The following is a 17,226-nucleotide window of genomic DNA, read 5'->3' as shown; positions in this document are numbered from 1 at the left end:
ATTACAAAATTTAACCTAAGAGAAATCATTACATCTATGCTTAAAACATCTATTAAGATATTCTGTATTTTCCTTTTTTTAACGACTTCGATTTTCACTTATGGATGTCAAAATAAAAAAGTTACACCAGAAAAACAAACTGAATTAGTGGTTCCACAAAGTCAGAATTTTAAATCTGTGAAGACCTTATTTTATAATGTTCCTAGTCCTATTCAGGTGACAGAAATCATTAAAAAAATGAACCTTCCTTATCAACCAGATTTAATGAATTCGGTGAACAACTCAGACAACTATTTATCGCAAGCTGATATTGCTATTAATATTGGTATTTATGGTGCTGACCTTAGTTACATTCGTATTTATGAGCAATTTCAAGATGCTGCAAGATATCTTGCTGTAATTAAGAAGTTTACACGCGAATTAGGTATTCCTGAAGAACAGGAAAAAATTACTGCTCGTAGAATGGAACGAAATATTGAAAATCAGGATTCTTTATTAACAATTATCACAGAAACCTTTACCAATTCTGATAGTTACCTTAAAGAAAATCAACGAGGTGGAGTTGCTGCTCTTATTGTATTTGGTGGATGGATTGAAACACTCTATTTAGCTACTAATATTGTTGATTTGGACAATCCGCAAAAAGATATGATTAGCTTAATTGCACAACAAAAACACTCGGTAAAGAATCTTATTGGATTACTAAATCAATATCGAGACAACTATAAAATAAAACAAATACTACCTGAACTGAAGAAATTAGATGCAAAATTTCAAGAAATTTCTCAAAGTCGATCTGCAGCTTCAAAAGCCAAAACAAAAGATGGTAAAATGATCATTAGGAACAAGGTTACATTAAGTGCATCGAACGAGACACTTAAAGGAATTAGGGAAATTAATAACAACATTAGAGTAACATTGACAGAACTGTAGTAGTAAGCGTACTTAATGAATAGAATTAACATGACTATAAAAACAACTTTACTTATCATTTGCCTATTCGCGCTACCAACACTACTAGCTGCGCAATGCAATGAATACACGAAAAAAGAATGCATACCACAACTGAATCCGTACACTTTTAATGGACAATTGAATAATGCTGTTTTATCGGAAGGTGAAACTGCAGAATTACAACTGACATTTTACAAAGATCAAGAATATCGCATTCTTGTGGAGGGAGAAAATAGCTTGGGGAAAATACAATTTCAACTGTATGATACCGATTACAATTTACTGTATGATAATTCTGATGAAGATCATACCAACCTTTGGGATTTTATGGTAGAAAGTACCGATGATTTTGTAATTCGAGTATTGATTCCTAACGATGAAGAAAAAGAGAAAGTTGAAAGTGGATGCGTTTCTATCCTAGTTGGCTTTAGAGCCTTTGGATCGAGAACTATTTTTAAATAATTCAATCTTAAATTTACAGATACAAAAAAACCATCCTTTACGGGATGGTTTTTCTTGTTTTATATTTTTTATCAGCTTACTTCAATAAAAACTTTGAAGTGCCAATGTGATGTCCTTCTGTAAACACATCAACTTTATATTCTCCACCAATCAAGCTATCATCATTATCCCAGAAAATAGCTACGTCTAATTGTTCTCCTTCGTAATCAATTTCACGTTTTGCCGAATAGACCAATTTTGTGTTTTCAAAATCGAAAAGCAGGTTTTCAGGATTCCCTAAAACGGCTTCGTCTGGGCGAGTAATTCGAATAAAAATTTCTTTTACTCCCGTTGCTGCAGTAACATTCTTTTGAATTGTAAATTCAGCTTTTAGTTTTACTGTTTTAGAGATTTTCTTAACAATCTTTCCTTTTTTATTAATTGGCGAACAAGAAAGGTCAACAAGCGTAAGTGTTGCGGCTTTGCTAATTACTTCCTTCATCGATTCAGTAGATTCTTCAAGCTTTACATTTCTATCCTTTACCCAATCAATTTGTTTTTTAACCCTCTTGTTCTCGGCAGTTAATAACTGATTTCGTGTATTTAAAGAATCGATTTGTACAATATAGTCTCTTAAAACTCCCTTTAACGTTCCTAATTCTCTCTTGTATTTATTGATTTCAGCATAAGAGTTATTTCTAAAAACTTTCATTCGATCTAAAAGTTCCGAAATCTTCTCTTGTTCCATTTTTAGTTGAACATTCAAGGTATCATTACTAGTTTGCAAAGAATCGTAATCCTGAGAAAGTAATTTTAATTCATTTTCCAGACCAACTTTCTCTGTTGTTATTTCGGCAATGTACTTTTTGTTATCTCTATGCTCCATAAAATACATTACTGCAACAATAACAAGAATTACTCCTAAGGACGCCAACATTCCAATATAAATATTGTCTTTTCTACCCGTATCTCTACTCTCAGCCATAAAAAATTCTACTTTAAAAATTATTCGCACAAATTTACTTAACTTTTTTAATATAGTATTGCCTGATACCTATTTGTTTGAGATGGAATTCTTTATCCTCCTAGTCAATCGCAACTTTAAACACACTGCAATAAACAAACCAAAAAAAAAATATCACTAATTAATAAAGAAAAACGGAGCTAACCATCTGTTAAAGAAAGCGCCCCGTTTAAAAACTAACCCAATATTCTTATCTCTCGAAAGAGGAATTATTCTACAAAATGTTGCCCAATTTCACACCAAAATAAACTGTTCGAGGATTTAATGGACCATAAACATATCCTGCATCGCGTGCAGAACCATAATCGAAATCATCCTGGAATGAATTAAATATGTTTTTCACACCACAATCGAACTGCAACTTCACATCTCTACCCAAATCGAAATGATAAGAAAAATTGATACCTAAATCAGTAAAACGATCCGATTTCACGAGGCTTTCTTGTATCTCATTACCCATTTCATCAGCTCCACCTCCAAGGTGAATTAAACTCATTGGCCCTGTATAACTTCCCGATAAAGTTGTTGTAAATTCATGTAATGGCTTCCAGTTTAATGCGAAGTAACCATAGGTTTCAGGTGTTCTAAGAATCTCATCCGTAGTTGTATTCGCTGTATCATCATCTTCTCCCTGATCAACGGCATCATCATATTTACTAGATTGAACCGTCATTCCCATCTGGAAATCCCATTTGTGAGAAGGTGCTAACTTAAATTCAAAGTTCATTCCTTTCACAACGGCACCATTCGCATTTTTTCGAAGCATCACCATATTTCCACTAGCATCTACCTCGCTAAATTCATTTACAAATGGATCTATCAGGTCTGTAAAGAATCCCTCTACAAGGAAATAAGTTTGAGTTTTACCAAAAGATTTGGTGTAATCTAAAGATGCAGTATAACTGTTTGATGTTTCTTCCTTTAAATTAGGATCATTTTCATGGATGATTCTTCTTGCTCCTGAAGCTTCAATATGTAAATCTTCATCGAAAATCTGTGGAGCTCTAAAACCACGAGCATAGCTCATACGAAATTGCATAGGCTCTGATAATTTAAACAGAACATTGGCGCGTGGACTGAAAACAGTATTTGATTCTTCATGTCCGTTTTCATCGTTTTTTACATTGTATGAATCCATACGTACACCTAATAGGAAATTCATGAAGCCAAGATCCCATTTACTTTGTGCAAAGGCACCAATTGTGTTTGATTTTTGATCTGCAATATTAGTGGTTGGAGTAAATTCCTTTTTTTCAATGTCGTAATACCCCAGCTTATCATCCTTTAGTTTATTGTAAGTATTTTCTATACCAAAAGTTAAATCAGCAGGTGCGAATAGCAAGTTATTCATTTTTGTATAGAACTGTGCACCAGTAGAAATCGCCAAATCTTCTGTTTTACCATAAGCACCATAATCGGGAATGCGAACAGCTAATTCCACCCCATTTTCATCGTGAGTAGTTGCAGCACCATAATAAGAATCTCTGTCAATATGTTGAGCAGAAGCAAATACTGAAAACTTACTATTTCTGTCCTTATTGAAGAATTGATCCCAAACTAACCCTCCTGAGTTAATTCTATGTTTGACTTGTTCAGCAACTTTTGCCTGATGTGCAGGTAAATTTAACTGATCACCACCACGTCTGAACTCATCTACTACATGATACTCAAAAGTCAGTTTACTTAAATCGGTAAATTTGTGATAAGCTCTTAAACCAGCACTAATATTCTCTAATTTTACCAAATCAGAATAACCGTCATCATTAGCATCCCAATCTTCGCGCTGACGATTCATTCCGAATATGAAAATTCCACTTTTGTGATCTTCTGATACCACAGAGGCATTAAAATCAGCCGTAATATCATTGGCAACACTCCCTGCACCATCTGCACCAACACCAACGGCACCATACTTAACGCCTGCTTTAAAAGAATTACTGATTGGATCTTTAGTAATAATATTGATTGTACCTGCAATGGCATTTCCACCAAAAAGAGCAGAACCTCCACCACGTACAACTTCAACACGTTGAATCATGTTTGATGGAATATGTTCCAAGCCATAAACACCAGCCAGCCCACTGAAAATTGGACGAGAATTAATTAAGATTTGTGTATATGGACCTTCCAACCCATTCATTCTCACTTGCGAGAAACCACAGTTGTTACAGTCATTTTCAACTCGTAAACCAGGAGAGAATACCAATCCGTCTGCTAGGTTTGATGCGGATGTTTGTTGCAATAGTTTTGTTGATATTGAATTCACTACAACCGGAGAATCCTTGCGTTTGATCTTATTACGATCGGCTGTAACTACAACTTGATCGAGCCCAATAAAGTCTTCATTTATTTTGAATGTAAGTGTGTTTGCTTGTCCAAGTTTAACATCGAAGTGTTTCTTGTCAGTTCGAAATCCAACACAACTGGCAACGATATGACAATGTCCCGCAGGAACATTCAATATCTCAAATTCTCCATTGAAGTTGGTTACTGCGCCAATCGATGTGCCTTCTAATGCAACGCTTGCATATGGAATTGGCTCGTTATTTAAATCAACTACTTTACCTTTAACTATTGCGGTAATATTTTCAGCATTAACTGAAATAGATAGACTTATTAGCATAAAAATGCTAATACACAGATGAGTAATACTTCTCATTGTATTCGAAATTTAATATGATTAGATGTGTTTGTTGTTGAATTGCAAGTTTACTCCACAGAAATAACTAGGAATAAGCGTGTATTCGAAAAGAATTACCTGAACTTAGGTAATGTAAAATGGTACTTAAGCTAATACGGGAGGAGCACGATTCGGTAAAAGTGCATCTAAAATTCCTCCTTTAACCAAGAAATGATAAAGGTTTCTAAGCTCGAAAGCCTTTCCAATTAAAGCCGCTAAAAAAAGGATTGCAGCAAGAGAAAATAAAAATGTAGTAAGGTGTTGTATCGAAAAACATTCGTGAGAAGAATGTTGATGACTTGCTGCACCGTCTGAACTATTTGTTTTGTGATAAGGGTGAGCATGAACCATTACAGTTCCGTCTGCTCCTTTATGAACGTGCCAATTAAAAACAGCATTACCGGCTAGCAAAATCATTGCTGGCAACAGTAAACTTAAAACCGCTATTTTAATTTTTCTAAAAAAGTCCATTTGAACCGACAGATTACTTTACTAATACGGTTCAAAAGTAGATAGACAGATTCCGTTTAACAATACCTATTTGTTGGTATTCATTAATTTTTAAAGTGTTATACAACATCTCCACCTTTGAATTCAGCGAGATATTTTAAGAAACTATCCTCATTATCAATCAAATCAGAATTCATTGCTGGCTTACCTTCCTTTATTCTTGAAACATAATCCTCGTATGTACAAGTCATTTCGTAATGGTACAGATACCAAACTTGAACATAGGTCCACAAATCATCTCCGGGTCCAAACCTAGGTCTCAGCTCATACGCTTTTTCGGTTAACTCCTCTATTTCGGAACCATAGCGATAAAACATGTTTTTAAAAGAGGTTGGATTTACTCCTGTTTGTTTTGCTTCATCGAAGCGATAATCTCCAAACTCGATTATTTGCTGAATTTCGATTCTACCTTCGAAATTAGAATCAATAACTGGTAATTCTTTCATTTGCTGATTCAATTGTGAAGATGATAAAGACAAGTTCGTTTTTAAAAATTTGGCAACATCTTCCAATTGGTTTTTTAGACTATTACTCTCGGAACACGCAAGCAATTTCGAATCTACAATATCGTCTAAACAAAATTCCAGATCCCAGTTTATCAATCGATTAATTTCATCGATTAACTTTTGTGCAAACCGTTTATTATCATCTTGCGACTCGTAAATGAGTAGGAAATAGTCTTGATATCTTATCATTCGTATCAACACACCATCAAGTGCAAACTTCAGGCTTCGTTTTAAAAACAAACCTTTCTTTTGCAGATACAAATGAATTTCCTCTCTACTTTCCGACTTCTGTTCATGCGAAAAATCGAGTATTGTCTTACAGTTTACCAAATAGTTCTTCTGATCATTCAGCTGATCGCTAACAGAAATCTGGTTTTTACTCTTTCTTTCACATTGCATGTGGTTTAAAACGACTGCTCCTTGCTGAACAGCACTCTTCAAAATCGATATCAATAATCGATTTGTCGATATTTTAAACTCTTTATCGATGGAAACCGCATCGCCATTCTCAATTTGCAAGGCTGATTCATATTTTGCAACATCTTTATCTCGAACTGTGCCTGGAAGCAATTTTTTCCATTTTGATGTATTCCTTTTGATGTTTAAGTATTCATCGGGCAAGATTAAATGTGGGAATTGATTCCGAAAAGCCAATAAAAATGCATTATCTCTGTCGGCTGTATCTACTATAGGGTGTAGTGATTCACAAAAATCACCATTGTTTAAAATAGCACATTTATAACCCTGTGTAATCGCAAAAAGAACAAACAAAGCTTCCCTTACACCAACACTTGTAAATACAAAATCGAATTGCTGATTTGCAGCCAATTCATGAAAATTATCTCTTTTTAACAGGGAAAATGATAAGGAAGCATCCATTTTACTTTTATTAACTTATTTTTGTTTTGAAACTTTGTAATTTTGTTGCCGAATATCAATTAACAAAACCAATCAATTTGAAAAAGATAGCTTTTAATATCCTTTTAGGATTTGCAATTTCAGCTTTTATATATTCTTGTGCAAATGTAGGTATGCCAACTGGTGGACCTCTTGATTATACCCCTCCAAAGGTTACCGAAACAAGTCCTGAAAATTTCGCAACGAATTTTAAAGGTGGAAAAATAGAAATTTTCTTCGATGAATTTGTTCAATTAAAGGATATCAGTGAAAACTTTACGATTTCGCCTCCTTTAAAAAAGAAACCAGTAGTGAAACTTAAGGGTAGATCTATTTATGTGAAATTAGAGGAAGAGCTTCGCGAAAACACAACCTACACACTAGATTTTGGTGAAGGAATAGCGGATAATAATGAAGGAAATGCACTGGAAAACTATCAGTTTGTTTTTACAACAGGAGAGAAATTAGATTCCTTAAGCATTAAAGGTAAACTGGACAATTCCTTTGATCAATTGCCTGTTGAGAAGACCATTGTAATGGCTTATCTGAATACGCATGATTCTGTTCCCTTAACAACGATTCCAAGCTATGTTGCAAAAACAGATTCTGCCGGATATTTTCAATTGAATAATTTATCAAAAGGAGACTACAAATTATTTGCTTTGGTTGATGGGAATCGAGATTTCCTATACAATGGCCCAGGTGAAATGATTGGTTTCTATGATGATATCATCACGCCAAGTGCTCATATTTTTGAACAAATAGATAGTGTTGCTGGTGACTCAATTGCAATACAAAAGATGATTGCCACAGAGCCTTCAAATATTCATATAAGAATGTTTGATGAAGAAAATCCACTTCAATATTTAAGTACCTACAAAAGGGATCGTAGAGAAAAAATCTATTTTGAATTTAGTGCCAAAAGAACAGACACTCTTTCTATTGATTTTATTGATGTGGAAGAAAGTACAGATTGGTTTATCTTGGAAAAAAACAGAACGAATGATACACTTTCTTACTGGATTAAAGATTCGAGCATATACAAACGCGATACTTTACTAGCGAAGCTTGAATATTTAAAGACAGATTCGCTTGGCGAGTTGGTTAGTTTTATTGATACCGTGAAATTTAATTTTAAGGATCCGAAAAAGGCTAAGGTTTCGAAGAAGAAACAAGAAAAAATGAAAATTAAGAAGCCTGTTTATAAATTCAATTTAAAAACGAGCAGTACTCAAGATCTACACAAGGATCTGATTATTAATTTTAATGAACCTCTTGCAGAAATAAATAAGGACAGCATTCATTTTTATCGACTGCAAGATACCTTGCAAATACCTGTAGATTATAAACTTGAACAAGACACTGCAAACCTGCTTCGTTACCACATTAAAATTGATTGGGATGCAGAAACAAAATATGCCGTTGATATTGATTCAACCGCTTTCTTAAATATCTATGGCATCAATTCAGATCAGTTTGAGGGCAAGATAACAACCCGTGAAAAAGAGCATTACGGCAAAATAACACTCGATGTGATAAATGTAAAACAAGCTCTTATTGTGCAATTGTTAAAGAACAACAAGAGTGAAAAAGTGATACAAAGCCAACGAATTTATTCAGATCAAACGGTATTTTTCAACTACTTAAATCCTGAAACCTACATGATTAAAATTATTGTAGACAGTAACGATAATGGAAAGTGGGATACTGGAAACTACAAGGAGAACCTACAACCCGAAATGGTACACTATTTCCGAAAAGAAATGAAAGTACGATCGAATTGGGAGGTGAAAGAGCGCATTGAGATTAATGAGCAAGGTCCTGAGATCAATTTCCAAAAGCATCAGGCGGAAATGGAACGCAAGCATGAACTCGAAATTGCAAAAGCAAAAGAGAAAGATGCTTTGAAGAACAAAAAGAAAACCAGAACTAAAAAGACCAAATAACAAACAAATATATGTCAGTACTTCTTGAATTTGCTATTTTTCCTACCGACAAAGGAGATAGCGTAAGCAAACAGGTTAGCAAGGTAATTGAATTGATTCGAGAAAGCGGTATTAGCTACCAGCTAACGGCAATGGGAACATTGATTGAAACAGATGCTCTTCCTGAAGCGTTAGCGCTTGTAAATAGCTGTTACGACGTTTTAGCGGAAGACTCTGAACGTGTTTACACCACAATGACCATCGACATTCAAAAAAATAAGCACAACCGTTTAAAAACAAAGGTAGAGGCTATTGAGAATAAGATTGGTGCCGTTAATAAGTAAAAGTATCAAGCTTCAAGTATTAAGTATCAAGAAAAATTACTGATGAAATTTAGATGCACTTCCAAGCAAGGTTCTTTTCTTAAAAGTATTGTACTTTTTCTATTCTTACTAATAGGAACTTGCAATGGTCAAGCGCAATGTTTGGAAAAAAACTTTGCTTTTAATGCCGGTGAGGAATTGGTTTTTAGAGGCTATTACAATTGGGGCTTTTTGTGGGTAGCTGCTGGAGAGGTTAAACTTTCTGCATCTGCAGATCAATACAAAGGCAAAGAGGTTTTTAAAATAAAAGGAGAAGGCAAAAACGCAAAAGCATTTGACTGGTTCTTTAAGCTTAGAGATACTTTAACTTGCTACGCAGATGTTGAAACTCTTTCACCACTCTACTTCGACAGGCGAACACATGAAGCCAAATACGATGCGCATCATGAGTACTGGTTCGATTACGAAAAAAATCAAATTACTTCTCAAATTCAGAAAAGAGAAAAACCAGTCAAGCTGGATACCCTAAGCAATAAGCCTTGTACTTTTGATATTTTATCGGTGGCTTACTATGTACGAAACATCGATTTTTCAAAATACAAGAAAGGCGATAAAATTCCACTTTCGATGCTAATCGATAACGAAATACACTCTCTATACATCCGTTATCGTGGCTTGGAAACCATTAAGGCAAATTCGGGCGAACGCTTTGAATGCCTGAAATTCTCTCCTCTTTTAGTTGAAGGAACCATGTTTAAAGGTGGTGAAGACATGACCGTTTGGTTGAGTAATGACGACAATCGAATTCCCATTATGGTAGAAGCAAAAGTATTGGTTGGCAGCGTAAAAGGAATTCTAGAAAGCTATTCTGGCCTGCGAAATACCAAAAACTCATTCTTCAAGAAGAAAAAAGGGAATTTGAATATTGCTGAATAAAAAAACCACTCCTTTTACTGAAGTAGTTTGTCTTTTTTTCTATTTCCGTTTCACTTAGCAAGAGCTATACCTAAAACATTTTTTTATAAAAAATCAATCAAAATATTTATAAGTCCGTTTTAATACGAGTAATGAAGGAACATCTCTTCCAGTTCTATATTCCACACATTTTATCCAATTTCCTTTTTCATCGTATGTGTATTTATTAGTACCTTGTTTATAAATAATGTCTCCTGCAGATGAAAAAATATTAATTTCTATCACATTGTCTTTTTCATCGTATTTATAATAAAACGTTTTATTTAAATCGTCGTCATAATCACACCAATATTCTTCTTTTATCATATTACCACTTTTACTATATTTAAAAGTGCTTTTTGAATGTTCTTTTCCATTGTAAACTTGGTTTTCCTCTGTTAAATTTCCTTTTTCATCATAGGTATAAGTAATTTTTTGCTCTAAATTATCTTCGCCTCTAAATTCTTCCGCTTTTATCAGATTGGTCTTTGTGTCATAATTATAAATCCATTTTTTTTTCACATATTTCCCATCATTTGCCTCTGGAAAAAATTCTCTAATCTCAAACATTATAACTTCTATTTGGTTGCCTTTTTTTTTGTAAATATATTCGGAAGTAATACATTTTTCTGGAAGCAAAGTACTAATTTCACACTCCTTAAATTCTACTTGATTGCCTTCTTTATCATATCTATAAGTCCATTGACGATATGGATTTTTGATTGAACAGTTGTAAAAAAGTCTGTCCGTTAAATTTCCCTGTTTATTAAACACAAACTTTTCTTTTCTTAAACAAGATGTTACTACTACAAAACCATAAATATTTTCACCTTTATGCCTAGTCTCTATATAGGATTTTACCTGCCCTTTTAAATTTTCTTTATTCCAATTTGTATTCCTTGTGTGTAATTCTTGTGAATTAGAAATATTACTACTCAATAAGCTCAATAGTAAAAATAAAATAATCTTTGTCATTATGCTTTATTATATATAACGGTATTACAAAATTTCGTAAGCGATTAAGGTGTCGTCTTATCAATGCACCAAGTTCGCTAGCCAATTAAATTTATTTATATTATAGCAAACCCAAGTTTACAAACTTTGCTTCCTCTTCCCCAGCTAGCGCAAGCTTTTAGCTCGTGCTCTGCGGATGCAGTTATCACAAAAGTTACACTTAAAATCGTCGAATATCCCTTGGCTAGTGTAAGATATAGTTAAACCATTTTCTTTGAAAATGGATACGTGTCAATTGCTCGCATCAGCAATAAAGAATTTAAGTTTAGTTTAGCTTTGTCATTCCAAATTGGCCTATTGCTTGTTTGTCATTTTCAGCTAGAGAAAAGCTTAAATCAGTCCACGCAGTTCCTTCGATTCCTTTTAGAACTATTCCATTTTCTGTAATCATTATTGTAATAAGAAAATCTGCAAGTTTAGAGTCTTTATCGGAAGAAACTTTGTCCAAAGTTGTCATTCCATATTCGTCAATTGCTTGTGGTAAATCTGTATTACAGCTAAACGATAAATCAATCCAAGCACTTCCCTTAATACTTTGCATTTTAATTCCGTTTTCTGTTTTCTCCAAAACAACTTTAAAATCTTTTAAATCAGTCGATCCTTTTTCTTGTGCCATTAAATCAGAACTTGCAGCTAAAACAAATACTGCAATTAATAAACTAAAAGTCAGCCTCTTAAAATTGTCTTTCATCTTTATCGTTTTAATTTTTTGTTTGTCAGCATCTTATGATCCGAAAGTCATTAAATTAACTTAACAGTAGTAAAGCTAATAAAATTCACATAATAATCATCCTATCAAACTTGTCGAGTTTATTGGTGTGATACACACTTACTATTGGTTTTGGAGCTTCTGTTCGCTAGGGTATTCCATTTGTGCACTCTTGAAGTGCATCTACTCTCAAAATATGTCGTCTGCTACGGGGCAAATGTGTTTCTGCTACATCAAAAAGCTCTTCTGTTACATTAAGTAGGTTCTTCTGCTACCAACTATTACTATTCCGCTACAGCAAGTAGGTTCTTCTGCTACAGGATAAATGTGTTTCTGCTACAAGGGGATTATTCTTCTGCTACATGGGAAAGTATTTCTGCTACGGTGTGTTGGTTATTCTGATACAGTAGGTTAGCTCTTCTGATACAGCTAGTAGGTTCTTCTGATACAGCTAGTAGGTTCTTCTGCTACATGCAGTTGAATATATTATATGTAGCAGATGACCCAATAGGGCGAGCAGATGAATGCAATTGATGTGCAGAAAGACAGAAGGTAGTAGCAGAATACTTTACAGTCATAACCCGACGATTACAGCTTGCTTATAGTCGGGAGATGACTGCATCAGGTTTGTTTCTGGAAAGAGAATGATAAGTTTGAAAAAAAAGCAGCTTACCAAGAACTCTACTTCCTATGGTAACCTGCCTATAAACACTAGCCTGCTTTATTAAACACTTAATCTATAAATAGCTGTTTGCGAACTCTTCCGCCGATTTTTCAAGATAAATTCCTGCATTAGCAATGGAATCATCTACATCGGTAGCGTAAGTAGCAATTTCTGATATGTGATCGATGCTAATTTCTTTTCTTCGAGCATCGGTCAAATCGACTACACCGCAAAAAACAGCTAATTTTTCTTTTGTTATTGAATCCAAAACACCTCTAATTACTTTTCCCGAGAATGTTTGATCATCTAGTTTTCCTTCTCCTGTTATTACCCAATCGGCACCTTTAATATTCTTATCGAAATTGGCTTCATTCTTTATTAAATCGATACCCGAATTTAACTTTGCATTTAAAAACAAAATACAACCTGCCCCTAAGCCACCAGCAGCTCCCGCTCCTTTAATTGTTTGTAAATTTCTCTTAAATTGCCTGTTTACCAATTCGCAAAAATTGATTAAACCACCATCCAGTTCTATTATCATTTCATCAGTGGCTCCTTTTTGCCGAGAATAAACGTAAGCAGCACCATTAGGACCATACAATGGATTATCTACATCGCATGCTACTTCCACTTTAATTTTAGACAAGTTTTCATGCACTTCCGAATCATCAATAAAAGCCAATTGGTTTAAATCTGCTCCAATACCTTTCAGTTCCTTCTCGTCACAATCAAAAAAGCGATATCCTAAGGCTCTCGCCATTCCCATACCAGCATCGTTAGTAGCACTACCACCAATACCCAAAATAATATGTTCTACGCCTCTCTCAATAGCATCTTTAATTAATTCTCCGGTACCATAAGTACTTGCCTGCAATGGGTTCGCCTCATCGTTTTTAAGTAAACGAATACCCGAAGCTTCGGCCATTTCGATAAAAGCCGTTTTTTTGCTTTCGGAATACAGGTAACTAGCCTGAATTTTTCTATGCAAAGGATCATGAACCTCCAAAGAGATCATTTCTCCATTCAGATAATAGTTCAGGACCTCAATTGTGCCATCACCACCATCTGCCAAAGGCAATTTTACGATTTCAATATCCGAAGTATGCTTTCGGATGCCTCTTTCAATAGCATCGCAAAACTCCATTCCCGTTAGCGAACCTTTAAATTTATCTGGAGCTAATATTAGTTTCTTCATTTTCACAAATCTGATACGATTTCGTTAAGACGCTTTTTACGACCTATCTACAGAAAATTGAAATTAGCAAGAGAGGAATCCAACTAATTCTATCCAATATCAATAAAAACAAGGACATTTCTAAAACCAACATTGTGCTTAAAACAAAATTGATTATACGAGAAACAACACAGAAAAAACAAGAAGAATAAAATCTAGTTTTCTTTCAGTTTGATTTCAAACATTTTAGGCCATCTCTTACCCGTAACAAAAATGCGATCATTAGCTGAATCATAGGCAATTCCATTTAATACATCATCGCCATCTCTCAATTTTCGCTTATCCGACATGGTCATAATTGAACCCAAATTTAGGCTTCCTTCAACTTGACCTGTTGCAGGATTAATAATGACAATACGATCGGTTAGCCAAACATTAGCAAAAATTTTACCGTTGATATATTCTAATTCATTTAAGCTATCAACTTTTCCAACATTATCATATACTTCAACAACCCGTTTTCTCTCATAACTGTTCGGATCGAAAAAATACAAGGCATTAGAACCATCGGTAATGACCAATTCATCTTTCATTGTAGTAATTCCCCAACATTCTCTTTTATTGGTTTGTGGGTAAAAAGTATCTGTCTTTTCGAATGTTTCGGCATCCATCACGAAAGCCTTTCCCGAATTCCAGGTCAATTGGATGATTTTTCCTTGATAGTAGGTAATTCCTTCTCCAAAATATTCTTGTTCCAAATTCAACAATGAAAGTGCTTCTCCATTTTCTAATTTTACTTTTCGAAGTGAAGATTCTCCTTGCTGACCAGTTCCTTCGTATAAATAACCATCGTGGAAAAACAATCCTTGCGTGTAAGCTCTTTTATCATGAGGGTAAGATTTCACAATTTCAAAAGAGTATTCAACAGGAGCCTTATCGGATTTAATATTGATGTAAGTATTGACCAATCCTACTTTCCCATCTTCTTGATAAGCCAATATTTTTAGGTTATGTCTTCCCATTTTAGCTTTCATAGGAGTCCATTTTGCTACCCAAGGCTTTTGCTTCAAACTTCCTACCAATTCGCCATCTCCAAATATTTGAATTGAATCAATCTCAATTTTCTTCTTTTTAGGATTAATTACAATCTCAATTTGTTTTCCATAGCTGAATACATCACCTCTGTGCGGACTCTTAATGCGTAAGCTATTTACAAACTCAATTGTTTTTTCGACAACCTGTGCCGATGAATTAGCTTTGCCATTGTCGCGATTCACACTATTACCATTACACGATGAAAGTATAAAAACCAGAACAAGTGTTAAGAAAGAAGAAATCTTCATTACAAGAATATTTTAGTAGAAAGATCTGTTTGACCTTACAAGTCATAAATTTAGCTAAAAATAAAAAAACTGCCTCGATTACTCAAGGCAGTTAATATTATTGAATGATTTCCCATTCGGAACCATCTTTTGTATCCTTAATGGCGATACCATAACTGTTTAATTCGTCACGAATTTTATCAGCAGTCGCCCAATCTTTATTTTGTTTTGCTTCGTTTCGGGTTGTAAGCAATAAAGAAATTAGCTTATCAAGAATCTCATTGGCTCCTCCCTCAGCTTCTTTTTCATCTTTCAATCCAAGAACATCATAAACCAATTCGTTATAAAGTTTCTTAAGATCTTCGAGTTGCTCTGCTGTGATTTGCTCTTTGCCTGCTGCTAATGAGTTGATCATTTTTACACCATCGAAAAGATGAGCAATTAGAATTGGCGTATTGATATCATCATTTAATGCCGCATAAGCTTTTGTTTTTAGCTCTTCAACATTAACTGTTGACTCTGCGCCAGATTTAATTTTATCAAGAGTTGCAACTGCAGCCATCAATCTGTTGAATCCTTTTTCTGCAGCCTTAAGCGCATCATTTGAGAAATCAAGAGGACTACGGTAATGTGCTTGTAATATGAAGAAACGAATCGTCATAGGACTGTAAGCTTGCTCTAACACATCGTTGTCACCAGAGAACAGTTGATCAAGCGTAATAAAGTTACCCAATGATTTTCCCATCTTCTGACCATTGATGGTGATCATGTTGTTGTGCATCCAGTAACGAACTGCTTCGTGACCGTGTGCTCCTGTTGATTGTGCAATCTCACATTCGTGGTGAGGGAATTGTAAGTCAAGTCCACCGCCATGAATATCAAACTCAGAACCTAAATATTTTTGACTCATAGCCGAACATTCAAGGTGCCATCCCGGGAAACCATCGCTCCATTTTGATGGCCATCGCATGATATGTTCAGGATTCGCTTTTTTCCAAAGTGCAAAGTCGAAGCTATTTTTCTTTTCGCTTTGTCCTTCCAGCTCGCGAGTGTTTGAGATAAGATCTTCAATTTTTCTACCGGAAAGCTTACCGTAATCGTGTTGCTTGCTGTATGATTCTACATCGAAATAAACCGAACCGTTGCTTTCGTAGGCAAAACCATTCTCAAACAATTTATCAATCACTTCCATTTGCTCAATAATGTGACCGGAAGCACGAGGCTCAATACTTGGCTTTAGTACATTTAAGTCATCCATATTGGTGTGGTAGCGATCCGTAAAATACTGAACCACTTCCATTGGCTCTAACTCTTCTAAACGAGCCTTTTGAGCAATTTTATCTTCTCCTTCGTCAGCATCGTTTACAAGGTGTCCAACATCGGTAATGTTACGAACGTAACGCACTTTGTAACCAGAATGCTTTAGGAAACGGAATAATATATCGAATGTAATTGCTGGACGAGAGTGCCCTAAATGCGCATCACCATAAACAGTAGGCCCACATACATATAAGCCAACATGAGGAGCGTTTATTGGTTCGAACAATTCTTTTTTGCGATTTAATGTGTTATAAATGAACAACTTGTTTTCCATAACTTTAATATATGTCGATATTCTTTTGGGTCTGTAAAATTATAAAAAAATATTGCTCCAACTGTCTAAACATGCTAATAAGTTTAGAAATCTGACTGATAGCGGTCATTTAGGAAACTAATTTCAGCCTTTACAGTTCCTTTTCGATTCGAAAATAAGGAGGTACAAACACTCCTTTTTCATTATATTTTGTCATAATATTCGCTTTTTATTGTCAATATAGATTCCTTCACCTATCTTTGTCCTATTAATTATTCTATCCAACATCTCTGATAATGAGATTTCCCATCAGCAAAAAGGCTGAAAATCTTACAACTTCTCCTAAAGAAAAAACTGGAAATTCAACAGAGGAAAACTAAAAACAGTAAATAGAATTTGATTTAATTGGATAAAATTAATGCAGAAAAAGCTGCAAGTAAGATAAATCTTAAGATAAAATTCACAGAATTAACATCTCAGAATAGGATTTTTATTCTTACATTAAATCAATAACTGCTCACCAGATCAAATCTATTGAAGCATTACAAAAATTAAG

General features: G+C 34.6%; 14 protein-coding genes. 5 read left to right on the top strand and 9 right to left on the bottom strand.

Translation table 11 applies throughout. The features are described from left to right. The first annotated feature begins 36 nt into the window (after positions 1-36). Positions 37-933, top strand: coding sequence for a hypothetical protein (locus L3049_RS14665; RefSeq protein WP_275110567.1), 897 nt, complete (start codon positions 37-39; stop codon positions 931-933). Positions 934-948: 15 nt separating this feature from the next. After that, positions 949-1,416 carry a hypothetical protein gene (locus tag L3049_RS14660; RefSeq protein ID WP_275110566.1) on the top strand — a complete coding sequence of 156 codons (468 nt, stop codon included), beginning with the start codon at positions 949-951 and terminating at the stop codon, positions 1,414-1,416. Between the two features lie 76 nt (positions 1,417-1,492). Here L3049_RS14660 and L3049_RS14655 read toward each other — a convergent pair whose 3' ends face one another. The 4 genes from L3049_RS14655 to L3049_RS14640 form a co-directional block, all read right to left on the bottom strand. After that, complete coding sequence (locus L3049_RS14655; RefSeq protein WP_275110565.1) at positions 1,493-2,380, bottom strand: coiled-coil domain-containing protein; 888 nt, start codon at positions 2,378-2,380, stop codon at positions 1,493-1,495. A gap of 253 nt (positions 2,381-2,633) precedes the next feature. Beyond that, the gene (locus tag L3049_RS14650) at positions 2,634-5,078 is read right to left on the bottom strand and encodes a TonB-dependent receptor (protein ID WP_275110564.1); all 2,445 of its coding nucleotides are present in this window, start codon (positions 5,076-5,078) and stop codon (positions 2,634-2,636) included. A gap of 126 nt (positions 5,079-5,204) precedes the next feature. Then, complete coding sequence (locus L3049_RS14645) at positions 5,205-5,570, bottom strand: hypothetical protein (protein WP_275110563.1); 366 nt, start codon at positions 5,568-5,570, stop codon at positions 5,205-5,207. A 98-nt stretch (positions 5,571-5,668) separates the two neighbouring features. Further along, entirely contained in the window at positions 5,669-6,994 is a 1,326-nt protein-coding gene (locus L3049_RS14640) for a hypothetical protein (RefSeq protein WP_275110562.1), read from the bottom strand. 77 nt (positions 6,995-7,071) lie between these two features. On the opposite strand from L3049_RS14640, the gene L3049_RS14635 reads away from it, so the two are divergent. Genes L3049_RS14635 through L3049_RS14625 form a run of 3 tightly spaced genes read left to right on the top strand, consistent with a single transcriptional unit; the run spans position 7,072 to position 10,196 of the window. Continuing rightward, positions 7,072-8,958 carry an Ig-like domain-containing domain gene (locus tag L3049_RS14635; protein ID WP_275110561.1) on the top strand — a complete coding sequence of 629 codons (1,887 nt, stop codon included), beginning with the start codon at positions 7,072-7,074 and terminating at the stop codon, positions 8,956-8,958. Between the two features lie 11 nt (positions 8,959-8,969). Further along, a complete protein-coding gene (locus tag L3049_RS14630) occupies positions 8,970-9,281 on the top strand; it encodes an MTH1187 family thiamine-binding protein (protein WP_275110560.1) in 312 nt (103 codons plus the stop codon). A 42-nt stretch (positions 9,282-9,323) separates the two neighbouring features. Further along, positions 9,324-10,196 (top strand): DUF3108 domain-containing protein, encoded by an 873-nt coding sequence (locus L3049_RS14625; RefSeq protein ID WP_275110559.1) that lies wholly within the window; start codon positions 9,324-9,326, stop codon positions 10,194-10,196. Between the two features lie 93 nt (positions 10,197-10,289). Here L3049_RS14625 and L3049_RS14620 read toward each other — a convergent pair whose 3' ends face one another. The 5 genes from L3049_RS14620 to cysS form a co-directional block, all read right to left on the bottom strand. Next, positions 10,290-11,189: a hypothetical protein gene (locus L3049_RS14620; RefSeq protein ID WP_275110558.1), complete on the bottom strand. Its 900-nt coding sequence runs from the start codon at positions 11,187-11,189 to the stop codon at positions 10,290-10,292. A gap of 304 nt (positions 11,190-11,493) precedes the next feature. Next, positions 11,494-11,919, bottom strand: coding sequence for a hypothetical protein (locus L3049_RS14615; RefSeq protein ID WP_275110557.1), 426 nt, complete (start codon positions 11,917-11,919; stop codon positions 11,494-11,496). A gap of 755 nt (positions 11,920-12,674) precedes the next feature. Further along, a complete protein-coding gene (locus L3049_RS14610; protein ID WP_275110556.1) occupies positions 12,675-13,796 on the bottom strand; it encodes a glycerate kinase in 1,122 nt (373 codons plus the stop codon). A gap of 194 nt (positions 13,797-13,990) precedes the next feature. Beyond that, positions 13,991-15,118 carry a glutaminyl-peptide cyclotransferase gene (locus L3049_RS14605; protein ID WP_275110555.1) on the bottom strand — a complete coding sequence of 376 codons (1,128 nt, stop codon included), beginning with the start codon at positions 15,116-15,118 and terminating at the stop codon, positions 13,991-13,993. 97 nt (positions 15,119-15,215) lie between these two features. After that, positions 15,216-16,691 carry a cysteine--tRNA ligase gene (cysS, locus tag L3049_RS14600; protein ID WP_275110554.1) on the bottom strand — a complete coding sequence of 492 codons (1,476 nt, stop codon included), beginning with the start codon at positions 16,689-16,691 and terminating at the stop codon, positions 15,216-15,218. Positions 16,692-17,226: the final 535 nt, after the last annotated feature.

This window comes from Labilibaculum sp. DW002 (genome assembly GCF_029029525.1).
Taxonomy (GTDB): domain Bacteria; phylum Bacteroidota; class Bacteroidia; order Bacteroidales; family Marinifilaceae; genus Paralabilibaculum; species Paralabilibaculum antarcticum.
Note: the sequence above shows the minus strand (reverse complement) of the source record. Positions and strands in the feature narration are given on the sequence as shown.

What these genes read in the sequence shown, in the direction of transcription:
- L3049_RS14665 (WP_275110567.1), top strand. Translation starts at nt 37, where the DNA reads ATGCTTAAAACATCTATTAAGATATTCTGTATTTTCCTTTTTTTAACG.
- L3049_RS14660 (WP_275110566.1), top strand. Translation starts at nt 949, where the DNA reads ATGAATAGAATTAACATGACTATAAAAACAACTTTACTTATCATTTGC.
- L3049_RS14655 (WP_275110565.1), bottom strand. Translation starts at nt 2,380, where the DNA reads ATGGCTGAGAGTAGAGATACGGGTAGAAAAGACAATATTTATATTGGA.
- L3049_RS14650 (WP_275110564.1), bottom strand. Translation starts at nt 5,078, where the DNA reads ATGAGAAGTATTACTCATCTGTGTATTAGCATTTTTATGCTAATAAGT.
- L3049_RS14645 (WP_275110563.1), bottom strand. Translation starts at nt 5,570, where the DNA reads ATGGACTTTTTTAGAAAAATTAAAATAGCGGTTTTAAGTTTACTGTTG.
- L3049_RS14640 (WP_275110562.1), bottom strand. Translation starts at nt 6,994, where the DNA reads ATGGATGCTTCCTTATCATTTTCCCTGTTAAAAAGAGATAATTTTCAT.
- L3049_RS14630 (WP_275110560.1), top strand. Translation starts at nt 8,970, where the DNA reads ATGTCAGTACTTCTTGAATTTGCTATTTTTCCTACCGACAAAGGAGAT.
- L3049_RS14625 (WP_275110559.1), top strand. Translation starts at nt 9,324, where the DNA reads ATGAAATTTAGATGCACTTCCAAGCAAGGTTCTTTTCTTAAAAGTATT.
- L3049_RS14620 (WP_275110558.1), bottom strand. Translation starts at nt 11,189, where the DNA reads ATGACAAAGATTATTTTATTTTTACTATTGAGCTTATTGAGTAGTAAT.
- L3049_RS14615 (WP_275110557.1), bottom strand. Translation starts at nt 11,919, where the DNA reads ATGAAAGACAATTTTAAGAGGCTGACTTTTAGTTTATTAATTGCAGTA.
- L3049_RS14610 (WP_275110556.1), bottom strand. Translation starts at nt 13,796, where the DNA reads ATGAAGAAACTAATATTAGCTCCAGATAAATTTAAAGGTTCGCTAACG.
- L3049_RS14605 (WP_275110555.1), bottom strand. Translation starts at nt 15,118, where the DNA reads ATGAAGATTTCTTCTTTCTTAACACTTGTTCTGGTTTTTATACTTTCA.
- cysS (WP_275110554.1), bottom strand. Translation starts at nt 16,691, where the DNA reads ATGGAAAACAAGTTGTTCATTTATAACACATTAAATCGCAAAAAAGAA.